Below are 16,306 nucleotides of genomic sequence, written 5' to 3'. Positions count from 1 at the left end.
GGACTCGTTATGCGCCCAGATGCTTGGCCTGCAGGCGCGGCACCCCATGCTGGAGCACGCCACCCACCGTGTAGAACGAGCCAAAGACCACAATTCTATCAGCGGGGTCCGCGGCCTCCACGGCCGCGCGCAGCGCCTCCTCGGGGTTGGCGTGCAGGCTGGTGGCGACCTCACGGCGCCCTCCGGCCACCATCTGCAGCGCATTCCATTTCTGCTGCAGGCTGGCGGCCGTCTCGGCGCGCGGCGTGGGCAGGTCGGTGAAATACCAGCGGTCGATCACCGGCCCGACCTTGGCCAGCATGGGCGCCAGATCCTTGTCGGCCATGGCGCCAAACACCGCGTGCGTGGTCGGGAAGTAGCCCATGGCGTCCAGATTGGCCGTGAGCGCCGCCACCGAGTGCGGGTTGTGCGCCACGTCCAGCACCAGCGTGGGCTGGCCCGGCACGATCTGGAAGCGCCCCGGCAGTTCCACCAGCGCCAGGCCGGCGCGCACCGCCTGCGCATTGATGGGCAGGCGTTCACGCACTGCCTCCAGCGCAGCGAGTGCGCCCGAGGCATTGACCAGTTGGTTGGCGCCCCGCAGCGCCGGATACGCCAGGCCGGCATAGCGGCGCCCGCGCCCGGCCCAGGCCCACTGCTGCTTGTCCCCCGAGAAATTGAAGTCCTGCCCGAAGCGCCACAGGTCGGCGCCGATCTCGCGCGCATGGTCGATCACGCTCTGCGGCGGCATGGGGTCGCTCACCACCACGGGGCGGCCGGTGCGCATGATGCCGGCCTTCTCGCGGCCGATGGTCTCGCGGTCAGGCCCGAGGAACTCCACATGGTCGATGTCCACGCTGGTGATCACCGCGCAGTCGGCGTCGATGATGTTGGTGGCATCCAGCCGCCCGCCCAGCCCCACCTCCAGGATGGCCACGTCCAGCAGCGACAGGCTCATGTGCCGCAGGATGGCGAGCGTGGTGAATTCGAAGTAGGTCAGCATGACCTCGTTGCCGTTCTGCGTGCGCGCCCGCTCCACCGTCTCGAAGCTGGCCACCAACGACGCGGCATCGACGATCTCGCCACGGATGCGGCAACGCTCCTCAAAATGCACCAGATGGGGCGATGTATAGACCCCCGTACGGTAGCCAGCCTGCAGGGCCACGGCCTCCAGCATGGCGCAGGTCGAGCCCTTGCCGTTGGTGCCCGCCACGGTGATCACGGGGCAGTTGAAGCGCAGCCCCAGGCGGCGCGCCACCTCGCCCACGCGCTCCAGGCCCATGTCGATGTTCTTGGGGTGCAGCTGCTCGCAGTGGCGAAGCCAGCCTTCCAGTGTCTGCGGAGGAATGTGCATAGCCCGTGAATTGTCGCCGAGCCGGGCTTGCGCGATGATCCCGGGCCATGAGTACCCCCACGATCATCGTCTACGGCATTCCCAACTGCGACACCGTCAAGAAGGCCCGCGCCTGGCTGCAGGAGCAAGGCTTGGCCTACCAGTTCCACGACTTCAAGAAGCAAGGCGTGCCCGCAGAGCGCCTGCCCGCGTGGATGGCTGCCGTGGGCTGGGAGAAGCTGCTCAACCGCCAGGGCACGACCTGGCGCAAGCTGGACGCGACCGTGCAGGCCGGCGTGACGGACGCCCCCAGCGCGGCCACGCTGATGTGCGAGCAGCCCTCGGTCATCAAGCGGCCCGTGGTCGAGTGGCAGGGCAGCCCCGCGGGTGACGTGACGGTGGGCTTCAGCCCCGAGGCATGGAACGCACGCGCGGCCAGCCACTCCAAGGCATGAGGCAACACATCTTTACGCAGATTTACGGGTCGGCGCGGGTGTGTTGACGCGCCGGGCTGAAACTTCCCGCAGGTTCGGCGCGTTGTAGGCCGACCGAAAGGAGCTTTTTGCCCATGAACAAGATTTTTGTCCTCGCGACCCTGGCCACGGCCGCGCTGGCCGCCCAGGCACAGGAACAGGGCCGCGTGCTGTCGGCCACGCCCATCACCGAGCAGATCGCGATTCCGCAGCAGGTCTGCGGCAACGAAACCATCTACAGCGGCGCCCGCCCCACCTCCGGCGCGGGCGCGGTGCTGGGCGCGATTGCCGGCGGCGCCGCGGGCAACGCCATTGGCGGCGGCAGCGGCCGCGCCGCGGCCACGGCCCTGGGTGTGATTGGTGGCGCGGTGCTGGGCAACCAGATCGAGGGCGGTCGCCCCGGCTACCAGAATGTGCAGCGCTGCACGACCGAAACCTACTACGACAACCAGATCGTCGGCTACGACGTGGTCTACGAATACGCCGGCCGGCACTACAACACGCGCACGCAGACGGACCCAGGCGCGTGGATTCCACTCACCGTGCAGCCGACGGTGCCGGGAGTGTCGCGCGCTCCCGCCGGATACCCGCCCACCTACGCCCCCACCTACTCTCCCACCTATTCCGGCGGCTATGCCCAGCCGGGCGTGGTGGTGTCCACCCAGCCGGGCCCGCCGGCCTACATCGTGGAGCCGCCCGTCACCGTGATCGAATACCGCGACAACTATGGCCATCCCTACCGCCCGCCCCGCTACCACGACCGTTACTGGCGCTGAGCAGAGCGCCACGGCCTGGCGGCCAGCACGCAGACGGCACATGCCAGAGGGCTCTTCGGAGCCCTTTTTCGTTGCTGCGGGGCCAACGTCGCCCCGCGCCCGCACGGGGCGCGCCGGCACGCGCAGGCTCTAGAATCGATGGTTTGTCCCATCCTCTGCGTCCCCATCCATGACCACCGAAAAAATCGACGGTGTTTCCGTCACCACCCAGGCCAATGTGTACTTTGACGGCAAGTGCGTGAGCCACAACCTCACGTACCCCGATGGCACGAAGAAGTCGGTGGGTGTGGTGCTGCCGGCCACGTTAACGTTCGGCACGGGCGCACCCGAGATCATGGAATGCGTGGGCGGATCCTGCGAATACCAGCTGGACGGCACCGACGCCTGGGTCAAGGTGGGCGCGGGCGAGAAGTTCAGCGTGCCGGGCAATTCCAAATTCAACATCCGCGTGACCGAGGCCTTCCACTACATCTGCCACTACGGCTGAGCATGTTTTAAGCCTCCAACGCTTACCACACAAGCGCGGGCAGCTATCAATTTTCAAGAGAATCCCATGGCAACCATCCTGCAACACCTCCCCGTCGGCCAGAAGGTCGGCATCGCCTTCTCGGGCGGCCTCGACACCAGCGCCGCGCTGCGCTGGATGAAGAACAAGGGCGCCCTGCCCTACGCCTACACCGCCAACCTGGGCCAGCCTGACGAAGCCGACTACGACGAGATCCCCCGCAAGGCCATGGAATACGGCGCCGAGAAGGCCCGCCTGATCGACTGCCGCACGCAGCTGGCGCACGAGGGCATTGCCGCCATCCAGGCCGGAGCTTTCCACATCAGCACCGGTGGCATCACCTATTTCAACACCACGCCGCTGGGCCGCGCCGTGACGGGCACCATGCTGGTGGCCGCGATGAAGGAAGACGACGTCCACATCTGGGGCGACGGCTCCACCTTCAAGGGCAACGACATCGAGCGCTTCTACCGCTACGGCCTGCTCACCAACCCCGCGCTGAAGATCTACAAGCCCTGGCTGGACCAGAAGTTCATCGACGAGCTGGGCGGGCGCGCCGAGATGTCGGCCTTCATGACCAAGGAAGGCTTCGGCTACAAGATGAGCGCCGAAAAGGCGTACAGCACCGACAGCAACATGCTGGGCGCCACGCACGAAGCGAAGGACCTGGAGTTCCTCAGCAGCGGCATCCGCATCGTCAACCCCATCATGGGCGTGGCGTTCTGGAAGCCCGAGGTCAAGGTGCCAGCCGAGGAGGTCTCGGTGACCTTTGACGAAGGCCAGCCCGTGGCGCTCAACGGCAAGGAGATCGCCGACCCCGTGGAGCTGTTCCTGGAGGCCAACCGCATCGGCGGCCGCCACGGCCTGGGCATGAGCGACCAGATCGAGAACCGCATCATCGAGGCCAAGAGCCGCGGCATCTACGAAGCCCCCGGCATGGCGCTGCTGCACATCGCCTACGAGCGCCTGGTCACCGGCATCCACAACGAAGACACCATCGAGCAGTACCGCCTGAACGGCCTGAAGCTCGGCCGCCTGCTGTACCAGGGCCGCTGGTTCGACCCCCAGGCCATCATGCTGCGCGAGACGGCCCAGCGCTGGGTGGCGCGCGCCGTGACCGGCACGGTGACGCTCGAGTTGCGTCGCGGCAACGACTACTCCATCCTGAACACCGAGTCGCCCAACCTGACCTACGCGCCCGAGCGCCTGTCGATGGAAAAGGTGGAAGACGCGCCGTTCAGCCCGCTGGACCGCATCGGCCAATTGACCATGCGCAACCTGGACATCTCCGACACGCGCGGCAAGCTGGGCGTGTATGCGCGCGCCGGCCTGCTGTCGCTGGGCGGCAATGCCGCGCTGGCGCAGCTGGAAGACGGCGGCGCGAAGAAAAAATAAGTATCAAACAGGCCTCTAGCGCTTGATGGACGGGCGCTAGCAGCTATAAAAATAGAAGCAACCACCCGGCAGGCATGCCGGGTGTTTTTTTATGCGCCGTTCAAAGAGCGCTGCGCGGTCCACTGCTCCCACCCCTGTGCGCGCAGTTCGCAGGCGGGGCAGCCGCCGCAGCCGTGGCCCCAGGCGTGCAGGTCGCCGCGCTGGCCCAGGTAGCAGGTGTGTGACTCACACCGGATCAGTTCGACCAGGGCGTCGCCGCCCAGCCGCTGCGCCAGGGCCCAGGTGTCGGCCTTGCTGCGCCACATCAGCGGAGTTTCCAGCGTCAGCGGGCGGTCCACGCCCAGACTCAGCGCCACCTGCAGCGCCTTCAGCGTGCTGTCGCGGCAGTCGGGGTAGCCGGAATAGTCGGTCTCGGACATGCCGCCCACCAGCACATCCAGCCCGCGCCGATAGGCCAGCGCCGCCGCCAGGGTGAAGAACAGCAGGTTGCGCCCCGGCACAAAGGTGTTGGGCAAACCGTCCGCCTGCATGGCGATGGCCACGTCTTCGGTCATGGCGCTGCCGCCCAGCTGCGCGAGCACGTCCACCGTCAGCATGTGGTCCGGCCCCAACTGTCCCGGCCACGGCAGGGCGCGCACACCGTCGATCAGCCGCTGCCGGCAGTCCAGCTCGACGCGGTGGCGCTGCCCGTAGTCAAAGCCCAGGGTTTCCACATGCCCATAGCGCGCCAGCGCCCAGGCCAGGCAGGTCGCGGAGTCCTGCCCGCCCGACAGCAGCACCAGCGCGCGCCGCTGCGGCAGGCGGCTCATGGCGCGGTCGCGAGCGGGGCCGCGCCCTCGCGCATGCTGCGCACGATGGCGGCCAGCGCCACTCCGTAGGCCGGCACGAAGAACAACAGGCTCACGGCCAGCTTGATGACATAGTCCACCACGGCGATTTCGCCCCAGTGGGCGGCCATAAATGCGTCGGGGCTGCGCCAGAAGGCGATGGAGAAGAACGCCGCCGTATCCAGCGCCTGGCCGAACACCGACGCCGCCGCGGGCGCCAGCCACCACGAGCGGCTGCTCTGGCGGATACGGTCGAACACCTGGATGTCCAGCAGTTGCCCCAGCACGTAGGCGGCAAAGCTGGCAAAGGCGATGCGGAACACGAAGGTGTTGAAGTCACCCAGCGCCGCCCAGCCGTTGAAGCGGCCTTCGTGGAACAGCACGCCCACCACATACGACGCCACCAGCGCCGGCAGCATGGCGCGGGTGATGACGCGGCGCGCCTCGGCCTTGCCGATGAGCCGCACCGTCAGGTCGGTGGCCAGAAAGATGAACGGGAAGCTGAACGCCCCCCAGGTGCTGTGAAAGCCCAGCAAATTGATGGGCAGTTGCACCAGGTAGTTGCTGGCGATGACGATGGCGATATGGAACGCCACCAGGAGGGAGAGGTACAACGGCACGCGCGATGGTGCCTTCAGCGAGGTCATGGCAGTCCTTTTTGGATGGGACCTCTGCAATACCTGTAGGGATCAGCACGCTGCGAATCGGGATGGGACGCGAAGCGCAAACCACAGCGGTGGCAGGGCCACCCCGAGGATTTGCATCGACGCAGGCCGTCAAGCCCACAGATGCGTGCGGCACTACAGGTGTTGCGGAGGTTCCTGGATGGGGGCGAGGGAACCCATGGTGGCAACAGAGCCGGGGCGCGATTGTAGGCACATTTGCGCATCCCACCCGCGCACAGGGTTGCGCCGCGTATTTTTTTCAAGGCACCCGTCACACAATGCATGCGCCGCACGTCTTAGGGGCATGAACGCGACAACCTCACTCGCCATGGACCAGCACCTCGCCGCCTTTCAGCAGCACCGCCCACGCCTGGCGGGCGTGGCCTACCGCATGCTGGGTAGCCGCCCCGATGCCGAGGACGTGCTGCAGGACGCCTGGCTGCGTTGGCAGGCGACGGCCCTGGAGCGCGTGCAGACGGCCGAGGCCTGGCGGATCACCACCGTCACCCGGCTGTGCGTGGACCGGCTGCGCGCCGCGCGCATAGAACGCACGGCCTATGACGGCCCCTGGCTGCCGGAACCGTGGATCCCCGGCGACAGCGCCCCGGCCGCCGATGCACGCGCCGAACTGGCCAGCGACCTGTCCGTGGCGCTGCTCGTGGTGCTGGAGCGCCTGACGCCCGACGAGCGCGCCGCCTTCCTGCTGCACGACGTGTTCGACAGCGACTACCCCGAGGTGGCGAGCATGCTGGGCAAGAGCGAGGCCGCCTGCCGCCAGCTGGTGCACCGCGCACGCACCCAGGTGCGCCAGCGCAGGGCGCGCTTCACGGCCACACCCGAGGCGTCGCGTGCGCTGGTGGAGCGCTTCGTGCAGGCCATGCGCACGCAGGACCATGCGGCGCTGCTGGCGCTGTTCGCCGAGGATGCGCAGTGGACCGCCGACGGCGGCGGCAAGGTGCGCGCCGCCGCCAAGCTGCTGCACGGGCCGCGTGCGATCGCACGCCTGGCCGCGTCGGTGTGGCGCCTCTACCTGAGCCACCAGACCATGGAGGCGATGGACGTCAACGGCGGCCCCGGGCTGCTGCTGCGCGACGCGGGCGGCGTGCGCGCCGTCATGGCCTTCGAGACCGACGGCGTACACATCCACGCGGTGTATTCCGTCCTCAACCCCGACAAGCTGCGCGGCCTGTAGGCCTGCGCGCTTCGCCCGGCACCGTCTGCGCGGCGGCGCCGCGTTCACCCCTTTTTTCTCACCCCCCTGCAAGGAGCCTTCCATGTCCTCAGCCCCCCGCATCAACCTCCCTCGCCACGCCGCAAGCTATGCCGCCATGTACGGCCTACAAAAGCACGTCGATGCGGGGCAACTACCCGTGCAGTTGCACGAGCTGGTGAAGATGCGCGCCTCGCAAATCAATGGCTGCGCGTTCTGCATCGACATGCACGCCCGCGAGGCGCGCGAGCATGGCGAAAGCGACCGGCGGCTGCACCTGCTCAGCGCCTGGCGCGAGAGCGGCGTGTTCGATGCGCGCGAATGTGCCGCACTGGCCTGGACCGAGGCCCTCACGCGCCTGGAGCAGTCGCAGGTGTCCGACGCCGTGTACGACGAGGTGCGCGCGCAGTTCAGCGAAGCGGAGATCGTGGAGCTGTCGATGGCCATCGTCGCGATCAACGGGTGGAACCGGCTCAGCGTCGCCTTTCGCACCCCGCCCGGGATCCACACGCCAGCCTGAGCATGCGAGCGGAAACCCTGACAACGCGCCAGGGCAAGCATGGGGGCGCCGCCGCCTAAGGACCCGAAAATCTTGACGCATGTCATGCTTCCGCCACAGACCCGCGAACTGTCATCAGCAGCCTGGCAACAGCGGCGCACAATGACCGCGAGCCTCGGCCCGGCCGGGGCCTAACAAAGAGAAAGGAAGCTGCCATGCCATCGTCCCCGGCCTCATCCCCCCCGCTCCTGCACCCGCTGCTGGGGGCTTCACGTTCACGCAGCGCATAGGTCTATGGGCCGCCATCGCGGTGCTGCTGGCCATCGCGTTCATGCCCGCCCTGCCGGGCCTGCCGCAGGCCGGGCAGATGATGCTGGCCGTCCTCGCGTTCGCGGTGATCCTGTGGATGACCGAGGCGCTGGACTATGCGGTGAGCGCCGTCGTTATCGGCGCGCTGATGATCGTCCTGCTGGCCATCAGCCCCGTGCCAGGCAAGGAGGCGGCAGGCGCCATGATGGGCACGCGCGCCGCGCTGCCCTATGCCCCGGGGGGCTTCAGCAACAGCGCCGTGGTGCTGGTGGCGGCGGCTTGCTTCATCGCCGCGGCCATGACGGCCACGCAGTTGGACAAGCGCATCGCGCTGCAGGTGCTCTCGTACGTGCCCGCGCGCGCCAACCACGTGGCGATGGGCGCGATCCTGGTGGGCTTTCTGCTGTCGTTCATCGTGCCCAGCGCCACGGCGCGCGTGGCCTGCCTGATGCCGATCATGCTGGGCTTCCTGTCGGCCTTCGGGGCGCAGCGGCGCAGCAAGTTCGCGGCGCTGGTGGTGATCACCGCCGCGCAGACCGCCAGCGTGTGGAACATCGGCATCAAGACCGCCGCCGCGCAGAACATGGTGGCCATCGGCTTCATCGAGAAGCAGTTTGGCCAGACGATTACCTGGGGCCAGTGGTTCGTGGCCGGGGCGCCGTACTCCGTCGTGCTGACCATCGCGCTGTACTTCATCATGACGCGCATGCTCAAGCCCGAGATGGACCATATCGTCGGTGGGCGCGAGGCCATCCAGCGCCAGTTGGCAGAACTGGGCGCCATGACCGCCAACCAGTGGAAGCTGCTGGGCATCACGCTGGTGCTGCTGGGCTTCTGGGCGACCGAGGGCGTGCTGCACGACGTGGACACCACCACCTCCACCATCGTGGCCATCGCACTGATGCTGCTGCCGCGCCTGGGCGTGATGGGCTGGAAGGAGTCGCAAAGGGGCTTTCCCTGGGGCACGGTGCTGCTGTTCGCCGTGGGCATCGCCATGGGTGCGGCCCTGCTCAAGACCGAGGCCGCGCCCTGGCTGGCCCGCCTGATCGTGGACAACCTGGGCCTGGCCAACGCCACGGCATTTGCCATCTTCATGCTGCTGGCCCTGTTCCTGATCGTGATCCACCTGGGTTTTGCCAGCGCCACAGGCCTGGCCTCCACCATGATCCCGATCATCATCAGCGTGCTGCAGGCGGTGCAGACGCCGGGCATCAACCCCATCGGCATGACCATGCTGCTGCAGTTCGTGGTCAGCATCGGCTTCATCCTGCCGGTGAACTCGCCCCAGGGCATGCTGGCCTACGGCACCGACACCTTCGACATCAAGGACTATGTGCGCACGGGCCTGGTGCTCACCGCCGTGGCCATCGCGCTGCTGGTGGTGTTTGCGCTGACCTACTGGCCCTGGATGGGCTACATGACCCTGCCGGCGCGCTGAGGCCCCATCGCCGGCCGGTGGCCCATGCGATTACAGGCATTTTTGGCCTGTAGCCTTTTACTGATAAGCGGTAGCAGCTATCAAAAGGTTAGCAGCTACCGCCTGCTAGACCACCACCGGCTCCGGCTCCAGCCGGATGCCGAAGCGCTCGTACACGCTGGTCTGGATGGCGCGCGCCAGCGTCATCACCTCGCCGCCGGTCACGCTGTCGTCGGGCGTGCCGCGGTTGACCAGCACCAGCGCCTGCTTGTCGTACACGCCGGCCTTGCCCACCGTCTTGCCCTTCCAACCGCAGGCGTCGATGAGCCAGCCCGCCGCCAGCTTGATGGTGCCGTCGGGCATGGGGTAGTGCACGATCTTCGGGTCGCGCGCGATGATGTCCTGGCACTGCTCGGGCGTGACCGTGGGGTTCTTGAAGAAGCTGCCGGCGTTGCCGATCACGGCCGGGTCGGGCAGCTTGGCACGGCGGATCTCGCACACCCAGTCAAAGATCTGCTGCGCCGTGGGCCGGTCCACGCCCGCCTCCTGGCGCTTGCGCTCCAGGTCCAGGTAGCCCAGCTCAGGCGCCCAGTCCTTGCGCAGCAGAAAGCGCACATGGGTGATGACCGCGCGCCCGGCCAGCCCCATGCCGCGGTGCAGCCCCCCACCCTCGTGGGGCGCCTGGGGCGCGGCATGCTTGAACACCGAGTCGCGGTAGCCGAAGGCGCACTGGGCTGCGTCCAGCGTGAAGGGGCGGCCCGTGGCCAGGTCGATGGCCACCAGGGAATGAAAGCGGTCCTGCAGTTCCACGCCGTAGGCGCCGATGTTCTGCACGGGCGCCGCGCCCACGGTGCCGGGAATCAGCGCCAGGTTCTCCAGGCCGGGGTAGCCCTGGGCCAGCGTCCAGGCCACGGCCTCGTGCCAGACCTCGCCCGCGCCGGCCTCCACGATCCAGGCCTTGTCGGTCTCTTCCAGCAGGCGCAGGCCCTTGATCTCCATCTTCAGCACGAGGGGCTTGACGTCGCCGGTCAGCACGATGTTGCTGCCGCCCCCCAGCACGAACACCGGCTGGCGCTTCAAGCGGTGGTCGCCCAGCAGGTCATGCACGTCCTTGGCCGAGCGCACGCGCACCAGGGTGTGCGCACGCGCGGCGATGCCGAAGGTGTTGTAAGTCTGCAGGGGAACATTTTTCTCGACTAACATCGACCGGATTGTCGCACCCGCCCCCAGGCGGGCGCGGGTTTGTACCGAGTTAGCCGCGAGTGATGCCATGCCTTCTTTTGATACCGTCTGTGAAGCCAACTTCGTCGAAGTGAAAAACGCCGTGGAGAACACCGCCAAGGAGATCGGCACGCGCTTTGACTTCAAGGGCACCTCTGCCGCCGTCGAGCTGAAAGACAAGGAAATCACGCTGTACGGCGACGCCGACTTCCAGCTGCAACAGGTCGAGGACATCCTGCGCAACAAGCTCACCAAGCGCAACGTGGACGTGCGCTTCCTGGACGTGCAAAAGCCCCAGAAGATCGGCGGCGACAAGCTCAAGCAGGTGGTGAAGGTCAAGAACGGCATTGACAGCGAGCAGGCCAAGAAGATCCAGCGCCTGATCAAGGACAGCAAGCTCAAGCTGCAGGCGGCCATCCAGGAAGACAAGGTGCGCGTCACCGGCGCCAAGCGCGACGACCTGCAGGCCGCCATGGCGCTGATCCGCAAGGACATCGCCGACCTGCCGCTGACGTTCGACAACTTCCGCGACTGATGACCGCCCGCCGCCCATGCACCGCCTGACCCTGCGCCTGGCCGCTGCCCTGCTGGCAGCCACCGGCCTGCCCGCCGCCTACGCGCAAAGCGTGGCGCTGGCCGGCATCCTGGGCGGCAAGGCCCTGCTGGTGGTGGACGGCAGCGCGCCGCGCAGCGTGGCACCGGGCGGCTCCCACATGGGCGTGCGCGTGGTCTCGGTGGGCCGCGACGGCGTGGTGCTGGAGGTCGCGGGCGCGCAGCGCGCGATCCAGCTGGGCGAGTCGCCCGTGAGCATTGGCGGCAGCGCGGCCGGCCAGCGTATCGTGCTCAAGGCCGACGCGCGTGGGCATTTCATCAACAGCGGCTTCATCAACGGTCGCGTGATGCAGTACATGGTGGACACGGGCGCCACCACCGTGGCCATCGGCCGGCCCGACGCGCAGCGCATGGGCCTGAAGTTCGAACAGGGCCAGCCCGTGATGATGAACACCGCCAACGGCACGGCGCAGGGCTGGCGCATGCGGCTGGAGTCCGTGCGGGTGGGCGATGTGGAACTGCGCAGCGTGGACGCCATCGTCACCGCGGAGGCCATGCCCTATGTGCTGCTGGGCAACAGCTTCCTGCGCGAATTCCACATGAACCGCAGCGGCGACGAGATGGTGCTGCAACGCCGCCGCTGACGCGCGTCGCCCTCAGGCCCCCATGTCCGCACAGCCCCAACCCAGTGGCACCGATCCGTCGGGCAGCGACTACGAAGACCTGCTGGGCCAGTGGTCCGACCTGGAGTCCGCCCTGTCGGCGCTGCTCGCGCGGCCACGGCAGGCGCGCGACTTCGTGGCCAAGGTGCGCCAGTGCGACCGCTGGCTTCAGGACCTGGTGGCGCACGACATCGACGCCGCGCTGTACCTCATGTTCCAGCTCGCCGCCACCTCCACCGTGGGCTACAGCGCATCGCATGCGCTGGTGTGCGGCACGCTGTGCCACATCCTGGCGCAGGAGTTGCAGTTGCCGCCGCAGGAGCGCGACAGCTTGGTGCGCGCGGCGTTCACCATGAACGTCGGCATGACGGCGCTGCAGGATGCGCTGGCGGTGCAGCGCGAGCCGCTCACGGCCGAGCAGCAGCAGGTCGTGGCCAGCCACCCTCGGCTTGGACTGGACATGCTGGAAGATCTGCAGGTCACCAACGACCTGTGGCTGGAGATCGTGGCGACGCACCATGCGCCCTCGTCCGACGCGGCCGTCCCCCTGGCGAGCCTGCCCGTACGGGAGCGGCTCACGCGCATCCTGAGCACCATCGACCGCTACGCGGCCCTGATCAGCCCGCGCAAGTCCCGCGCCGGCCGCAGCGCCACCGATTCGGTGCGCGCCATCGTGGGCCAGGACAGCGACGCGCGCGACGAAGCCAGCCTCATGCTGGTGCGCACCGTGGGCCTGTGCCCGCCGGGCACGTTCGTACGCCTGGACAATGGCGAGACGGCCGTCGTGCTGCGCCGCAGCGAGCGGGCGAACTTCCCGCTGGTGGCCAGCGTGCTGGATGCCAAGGGCGAGCCGCTGGCCTCGCCCGCGCTCTACCACACGGTGCGCGGACAGCCGCGCATCCAGTCGGCGCTGGCGCGGTCGGCGGTGACGGTGGAACTGCATAACCGCACCATGGTGCGCCTGGGGCTTTATGCTGCCCAGCGCACACAGACCCTGTCCCGCTGAAAAACCGGGCCTGCAGCATCAGGAAACACATGGCACTGCGTGCCGCCTGCCGGGTGCGGACAGGCGCGTGTCCGGCTTTTAGGCTTTCTTCTTGGAGCCCAGGCGCGATTCCTTGCCCTGCAGCAGGCGCTGGATGTTTTCCTTGTGGCGCCAGGCCAGCAGGCCCGACATCACGGCGATGGCCACGCCCACGCGCGCATCGGTGTACCAGGCCACGCCACCGCCCAGCACGTAGAAGAACGGCGCGAACACCGCGGCCACCAGCGAGGCCAGCGACGAGTAGCGGAAGAAGAACGCAATGATCACCCAGGTGAGCAGCGTGGCCAGCCCCAGCCAGCCGCTGATGCCCATGAGCACTCCCAGCGCCGTGGCCACGCCCTTGCCGCCTTCAAAGCGGAAGAACACCGGCCACAGGTGGCCGAGGAACGCCGCCAGGCCGACCAGCGCCATCGTGCCCTCCTCCAGCCCGTAGGGCGCGCCGAACCAGCGCACCAGCACCACGGGCAGCCAGCCCTTGAGCGCATCGAACAGCAGCGTGACGGCAGCCGCCGCCTTGGAGCCCGAGCGCAGCACGTTGGTGGCGCCGGGGTTCTTGCTGCCGTAGGTGCGCGGGTCGGACAGCCCCATCACGCGGCTGACGATGACGGCAAACGACAGGGAGCCCAGCAGGTAGGCGGCCACGGCAGCGGCAAGAGGCAAAAGGACAGTGCTCACGACAAGGGGCGCTCAGGGAAGGTGAATGACAAAAGCAAAACCGCCCTATTCTGCCAGCGCGCACTGCACCGGCCGCGCACCCAGCAGCTGCACGCAGACCTGCGGGTCCAGCTGCACCAGGAAGCCGCGGCGCCCGCCGTTGATGGCGATGCGCGGCAGCTGCAGGATGCTCTCCTCGATGAACACCGGCATCTGCTTGCGCGTGCCGAACGGCGAAGTGCCGCCCACCAGGTAGCCGCTGTGGCGGTTGGCCACCTCGGGCTTGCAGGGCTCCACGCTCTTGGCGCCGATCTGGCGCGCAAGGTTCTTGGTGGACACCTTGCAGTCGCCGTGCATGAGTACGATCAACGGCTTGGCGTCCTGGTCCTGCATCACCAGCGTCTTGACCACCACGTGTTCGTCCAATCCCAGCTGGCGCGCCGACTCCTCGGTGCCGCCATGCTCCACGTAGTCGTACGGGTGCTCCGTGAAGGCGACCTTGTGCGCGCGCAGCAGTTGCGTGGCAGGGGTTTCGCTCACGTGGGCGGTCTTGTCCTTCTTGGCCATAAACTCAAAAACAATAGCTGCCCGCGCTTACCAGTCAAGCGTTACAGGCCGATTCGATCTAAAACTCATTGCGCCGGATCGCGCATCTCCCAGCGCACCGCATCGATGGCAGCCAGCAGTTCGGGCGACAAGCGGGTGTCCCACGCATCCAGGTCTTCGTCCAGTTGCGCAAGGGATGTCACGCCGATGATGGTGCTGCTCACGCGCCATTGGTGGTAGCAGAAGGCCAGCGCCATCTGCGTGGGCGACAGGCCGTGGTCACGCGCGAGCTGGTTGTAGCGGCGCGCCGCAGCCAGCGCCTCGGGACGGCCCCAGCGCTGCTTGCGCACCGACTCATAGCGCGCGATGCGCGCCTGTTGCGGCGCACCCGCGTCGGTGGGCGCGTACTGGTCGAACTTGCCGGTGAGCAGGCCGAACGCCAGCGGCGAATACGCAAGCAGCGACACGCCCAGGCGGTGGCACGTCTCGTCCATGGCGTTTTCCCAGCTGCGGTTGAGCAGGCAGTACGGGTTCTGGACCAACACCACGCGCGGCAGCCCGTGCTGCTCCGCCAGGCGCACGAACTCGTGCACGCCGTAGGGCGTCTCATTGGACAGGCCGACATAGCGCACCTTGCCCGCACGCACCAAGCCGGCCAGTGCCTCCAACTGGTCGTGGATGGGCGTGGTGCTGACTTCCTTGGACGGGTCGTAGTACAGCGTGCCGAACGCGGGCACGTGCCGCTCGGGCCAGTGGATCTGGTACAGGTCGATCACGTCGGTCTGCAGCCGGCGCAGGCTGCCCTCACACGAGGCGACGATGTCCGCCGCCGTCATGCCCTGGCCCTTGCGGATCCACGGCATGCCGCGCGACGGGCCCGCCACCTTGGTGGCCAGCACCACCTTGCCCCGCATGCCCGGGCGGCTGGCAAACCAGCGGCCGATGATAGATTCGGTGGCACCACAGGTGGCCTCGCGCGCGGGCACGGCATACATCTCGGCCGTGTCGATGAAGTTCACGCCGCGCTCCAGCGCGCGGTCGAGGATGGCGTGCGCCGCCGGCTCCGCCACTTGTTCGCCAAAGGTCATGGTGCCCAGGCAGATCGGCGTGACGTGCAGGTCGCTGTGGCCAAGGGGAAGGGTATGCATGCAGGCTCCGAAAGACAGTTGCGCCCGAGTTTACGGATTCGCGTCACATCGCGCAGGCCGCACCCACTCCGCCGCGTTGTCGCGGCCACGACGCGCCGCGGACGGTTCACCGCGAAATAATCCCACCCATGTACCAAGCCCAACGCCCTTGCCGCACCGAGACCGTTCCCGTTCGCACGCTGCACTACCACGTGCGGGTCTGGGGCGAGCGCCCCGCCGATGCGCCGCCCCTCGTGCTGCTGCATGGCTGGATGGACGTGGGCGCGTCCTACCAGTTCGTGGTGGACGCCTTCAGCGCCGCCTTTGCCGCGGGCCGCCAGATCATCGCGCCGGACTGGCGCGGCTTCGGCCACACGCGCATGCCCGCACCGAGCGACGGCTACCACTTCGTGGACTACCTGGCCGACCTGGACCAGCTGCTGGACCACTATGCCGGCGAGCAGCCGGTGGACCTGGTGGGCCACAGCATGGGCGGCAACGTGGCCATGCTGTATGCCGGCGCGCGGCCATCGCGCATCCGCCGCCTGGTGAACCTGGAGGGCTTCGGCCTGCCCGCCACCCAGCCGGCGCAGGCCCCCCAGCGGCTGGCGCAGTGGATGGACGAGATCCGCCAATTCGAGCGCGGCGACCTGGCCCTGAAGCACTACGACAGCGCCGACGGAGTGGCCCTGCGGCTGATGAAGACCAACCCGCGCCTGCCCTCCGACAAGGCCGCATGGCTCGCCCGCCATTGGGCGGCGCAAGATGCCCAGGGCCGCTGGCTCATCCAGGGCGACGCGGCGCACAAGATCGTGAACCCGCAGCTGTACCGGGTAGACGAGGTGCTGGCGCTGTACCAGGCCATCACTGCGCCGGTGCTCTCGGTGCATGCCAGCGACGACAGCCTGGGCCAGTGGTGGAAGGGCCGCTACACGCTGCAGGAATACCACCAGCGCCTGACCCAGGTGCGCGACGTGCGGCATGCCGTCGTCGAGAACGCAGGCCACATGCTGCACCACGACCAGCCGCAGGCCGTGGCAGCGCTGATCGAGGCGTTCGTGGCCGGGCCGGCGCCCGCAGCCTGAGTCGACGCCTTGCGCACGCGGCGCTC

The 16,306-nt window shown here is 67.9% G+C and carries 18 protein-coding genes; 11 read left to right on the top strand and 7 right to left on the bottom strand.

The window, feature by feature from the left end:
* Window positions 1–7: 7 nt before the first annotated feature.
* Window positions 8–1,333 carry a bifunctional tetrahydrofolate synthase/dihydrofolate synthase gene (folC, locus tag I3K84_RS01995; protein ID WP_172207215.1) on the bottom strand — a complete coding sequence of 442 codons (1,326 nt, stop codon included), beginning with the start codon at window positions 1,331–1,333 and terminating at the stop codon, window positions 8–10.
* A gap of 47 nt (window positions 1,334–1,380) precedes the next feature.
* Between folC and I3K84_RS01990 the strand changes: the two genes are divergently transcribed.
* From I3K84_RS01990 to argG, 4 genes are all read left to right on the top strand, one after another.
* A complete protein-coding gene (locus I3K84_RS01990) occupies window positions 1,381–1,767 on the top strand; it encodes an ArsC family reductase (RefSeq protein WP_015913663.1) in 387 nt (128 codons plus the stop codon).
* A 113-nt stretch (window positions 1,768–1,880) separates the two neighbouring features.
* Window positions 1,881–2,561 carry a glycine zipper 2TM domain-containing protein gene (locus I3K84_RS01985; protein WP_172207217.1) on the top strand — a complete coding sequence of 227 codons (681 nt, stop codon included), beginning with the start codon at window positions 1,881–1,883 and terminating at the stop codon, window positions 2,559–2,561.
* A 169-nt stretch (window positions 2,562–2,730) separates the two neighbouring features.
* On the top strand, window positions 2,731–3,048 hold the full coding sequence (locus I3K84_RS01980; RefSeq protein WP_011805898.1) for a pyrimidine/purine nucleoside phosphorylase: 318 nt from the start codon (window positions 2,731–2,733) through the stop codon (window positions 3,046–3,048).
* Window positions 3,049–3,114: 66 nt separating this feature from the next.
* A complete protein-coding gene (gene argG, locus I3K84_RS01975) occupies window positions 3,115–4,461 on the top strand; it encodes an argininosuccinate synthase (protein WP_196995398.1) in 1,347 nt (448 codons plus the stop codon).
* Between the two features lie 89 nt (window positions 4,462–4,550).
* Here argG and queC read toward each other — a convergent pair whose 3' ends face one another.
* Window positions 4,551–5,270, bottom strand: a complete 720-nt coding sequence (gene queC / locus I3K84_RS01970; RefSeq protein WP_088886460.1) for a 7-cyano-7-deazaguanine synthase QueC — start codon at window positions 5,268–5,270, stop codon at window positions 4,551–4,553.
* Window positions 5,267–5,935, bottom strand: a complete 669-nt coding sequence (locus I3K84_RS01965) for a 7-cyano-7-deazaguanine/7-aminomethyl-7-deazaguanine transporter (RefSeq protein WP_015913664.1) — start codon at window positions 5,933–5,935, stop codon at window positions 5,267–5,269. The genes queC and I3K84_RS01965 overlap by 4 nt, the downstream gene beginning before the upstream one ends.
* A 346-nt stretch (window positions 5,936–6,281) precedes the next feature.
* Between I3K84_RS01965 and sigJ the strand changes: the two genes are divergently transcribed.
* The 3 genes from sigJ (at window position 6,282) to I3K84_RS01950 (ending at window position 9,409) form a co-directional block, all read left to right on the top strand.
* Window positions 6,282–7,145, top strand: coding sequence for an RNA polymerase sigma factor SigJ (sigJ, locus tag I3K84_RS01960; RefSeq protein WP_196995397.1), 864 nt, complete (start codon window positions 6,282–6,284; stop codon window positions 7,143–7,145).
* Between the two features lie 82 nt (window positions 7,146–7,227).
* Complete coding sequence (locus I3K84_RS01955; protein ID WP_196995396.1) at window positions 7,228–7,683, top strand: carboxymuconolactone decarboxylase family protein; 456 nt, start codon at window positions 7,228–7,230, stop codon at window positions 7,681–7,683.
* A gap of 310 nt (window positions 7,684–7,993) precedes the next feature.
* Window positions 7,994–9,409 carry a DASS family sodium-coupled anion symporter gene (locus I3K84_RS01950; protein ID WP_231403393.1) on the top strand — a complete coding sequence of 472 codons (1,416 nt, stop codon included), beginning with the start codon at window positions 7,994–7,996 and terminating at the stop codon, window positions 9,407–9,409.
* Window positions 9,410–9,514: 105 nt separating this feature from the next.
* Here the strand turns inward: I3K84_RS01950 and murB are convergent, their stop codons facing one another.
* Window positions 9,515–10,591, bottom strand: coding sequence for a UDP-N-acetylmuramate dehydrogenase (murB, locus tag I3K84_RS01945; RefSeq protein ID WP_196995395.1), 1,077 nt, complete (start codon window positions 10,589–10,591; stop codon window positions 9,515–9,517).
* Window positions 10,592–10,658: 67 nt separating this feature from the next.
* On the opposite strand from murB, the gene I3K84_RS01940 reads away from it, so the two are divergent.
* The 3 genes from I3K84_RS01940 to I3K84_RS01930 are packed head-to-tail and all read left to right on the top strand — an operon-like array spanning window position 10,659 to window position 12,829.
* Window positions 10,659–11,144: a YajQ family cyclic di-GMP-binding protein gene (locus I3K84_RS01940; protein ID WP_047350459.1), complete on the top strand. Its 486-nt coding sequence runs from the start codon at window positions 10,659–10,661 to the stop codon at window positions 11,142–11,144.
* Between the two features lie 16 nt (window positions 11,145–11,160).
* A complete protein-coding gene (locus tag I3K84_RS01935) occupies window positions 11,161–11,805 on the top strand; it encodes a TIGR02281 family clan AA aspartic protease (protein WP_011805907.1) in 645 nt (214 codons plus the stop codon).
* 22 nt (window positions 11,806–11,827) lie between these two features.
* Window positions 11,828–12,829, top strand: a complete 1,002-nt coding sequence (locus tag I3K84_RS01930; RefSeq protein ID WP_196995394.1) for an HD-GYP domain-containing protein — start codon at window positions 11,828–11,830, stop codon at window positions 12,827–12,829.
* 78 nt (window positions 12,830–12,907) lie between these two features.
* On the opposite strand, the gene plsY is transcribed toward I3K84_RS01930, so the two are convergent.
* From plsY to I3K84_RS01915, 3 genes are all read right to left on the bottom strand, one after another.
* Window positions 12,908–13,543 (bottom strand): glycerol-3-phosphate 1-O-acyltransferase PlsY, encoded by a 636-nt coding sequence (plsY, locus tag I3K84_RS01925; protein WP_041836041.1) that lies wholly within the window; start codon window positions 13,541–13,543, stop codon window positions 12,908–12,910.
* A 45-nt stretch (window positions 13,544–13,588) separates the two neighbouring features.
* The gene (gene ybaK, locus I3K84_RS01920) at window positions 13,589–14,089 is read right to left on the bottom strand and encodes a Cys-tRNA(Pro) deacylase (RefSeq protein WP_047350456.1); all 501 of its coding nucleotides are present in this window, start codon (window positions 14,087–14,089) and stop codon (window positions 13,589–13,591) included.
* 65 nt (window positions 14,090–14,154) lie between these two features.
* On the bottom strand, window positions 14,155–15,216 hold the full coding sequence (locus I3K84_RS01915) for an aldo/keto reductase (protein ID WP_196995393.1): 1,062 nt from the start codon (window positions 15,214–15,216) through the stop codon (window positions 14,155–14,157).
* Between the two features lie 128 nt (window positions 15,217–15,344).
* Between I3K84_RS01915 and I3K84_RS01910 the strand changes: the two genes are divergently transcribed.
* Window positions 15,345–16,280: an alpha/beta fold hydrolase gene (locus I3K84_RS01910; protein ID WP_196995392.1), complete on the top strand. Its 936-nt coding sequence runs from the start codon at window positions 15,345–15,347 to the stop codon at window positions 16,278–16,280.
* The last annotated feature ends 26 nt before the right edge of the window (window positions 16,281–16,306 follow it).

This window comes from Diaphorobacter sp. JS3051 (genome assembly GCF_015832135.1).
GTDB lineage: Bacteria > Pseudomonadota > Gammaproteobacteria > Burkholderiales > Burkholderiaceae_C > Diaphorobacter > Diaphorobacter nitroreducens.
This window is presented reverse-complemented; position numbering and strand designations above follow the sequence as displayed.

Bases quoted from the DNA above. Each gene is read 5' to 3' on its own strand.
- sigJ (WP_196995397.1), top strand. From the start codon at position 6,282: ATGGACCAGCACCTCGCCGCCTTTCAGCAGCACCGCCCACGCCTGGCG.
- I3K84_RS01910 (WP_196995392.1), top strand. From the start codon at position 15,345: ATGTACCAAGCCCAACGCCCTTGCCGCACCGAGACCGTTCCCGTTCGC.
- I3K84_RS01930 (WP_196995394.1), top strand. From the start codon at position 11,828: ATGTCCGCACAGCCCCAACCCAGTGGCACCGATCCGTCGGGCAGCGAC.
- I3K84_RS01985 (WP_172207217.1), top strand. From the start codon at position 1,881: ATGAACAAGATTTTTGTCCTCGCGACCCTGGCCACGGCCGCGCTGGCC.
- folC (WP_172207215.1), bottom strand. From the start codon at position 1,333: ATGCACATTCCTCCGCAGACACTGGAAGGCTGGCTTCGCCACTGCGAG.
- I3K84_RS01935 (WP_011805907.1), top strand. From the start codon at position 11,161: ATGCACCGCCTGACCCTGCGCCTGGCCGCTGCCCTGCTGGCAGCCACC.
- I3K84_RS01965 (WP_015913664.1), bottom strand. From the start codon at position 5,935: ATGACCTCGCTGAAGGCACCATCGCGCGTGCCGTTGTACCTCTCCCTC.
- I3K84_RS01950 (WP_231403393.1), top strand. From the start codon at position 7,994: ATGCCCGCCCTGCCGGGCCTGCCGCAGGCCGGGCAGATGATGCTGGCC.
- queC (WP_088886460.1), bottom strand. From the start codon at position 5,270: ATGAGCCGCCTGCCGCAGCGGCGCGCGCTGGTGCTGCTGTCGGGCGGG.
- ybaK (WP_047350456.1), bottom strand. From the start codon at position 14,089: ATGGCCAAGAAGGACAAGACCGCCCACGTGAGCGAAACCCCTGCCACG.
- I3K84_RS01915 (WP_196995393.1), bottom strand. From the start codon at position 15,216: ATGCATACCCTTCCCCTTGGCCACAGCGACCTGCACGTCACGCCGATC.
- I3K84_RS01980 (WP_011805898.1), top strand. From the start codon at position 2,731: ATGACCACCGAAAAAATCGACGGTGTTTCCGTCACCACCCAGGCCAAT.
- argG (WP_196995398.1), top strand. From the start codon at position 3,115: ATGGCAACCATCCTGCAACACCTCCCCGTCGGCCAGAAGGTCGGCATC.
- I3K84_RS01940 (WP_047350459.1), top strand. From the start codon at position 10,659: ATGCCTTCTTTTGATACCGTCTGTGAAGCCAACTTCGTCGAAGTGAAA.
- murB (WP_196995395.1), bottom strand. From the start codon at position 10,591: ATGTTAGTCGAGAAAAATGTTCCCCTGCAGACTTACAACACCTTCGGC.
- I3K84_RS01955 (WP_196995396.1), top strand. From the start codon at position 7,228: ATGTCCTCAGCCCCCCGCATCAACCTCCCTCGCCACGCCGCAAGCTAT.
- I3K84_RS01990 (WP_015913663.1), top strand. From the start codon at position 1,381: ATGAGTACCCCCACGATCATCGTCTACGGCATTCCCAACTGCGACACC.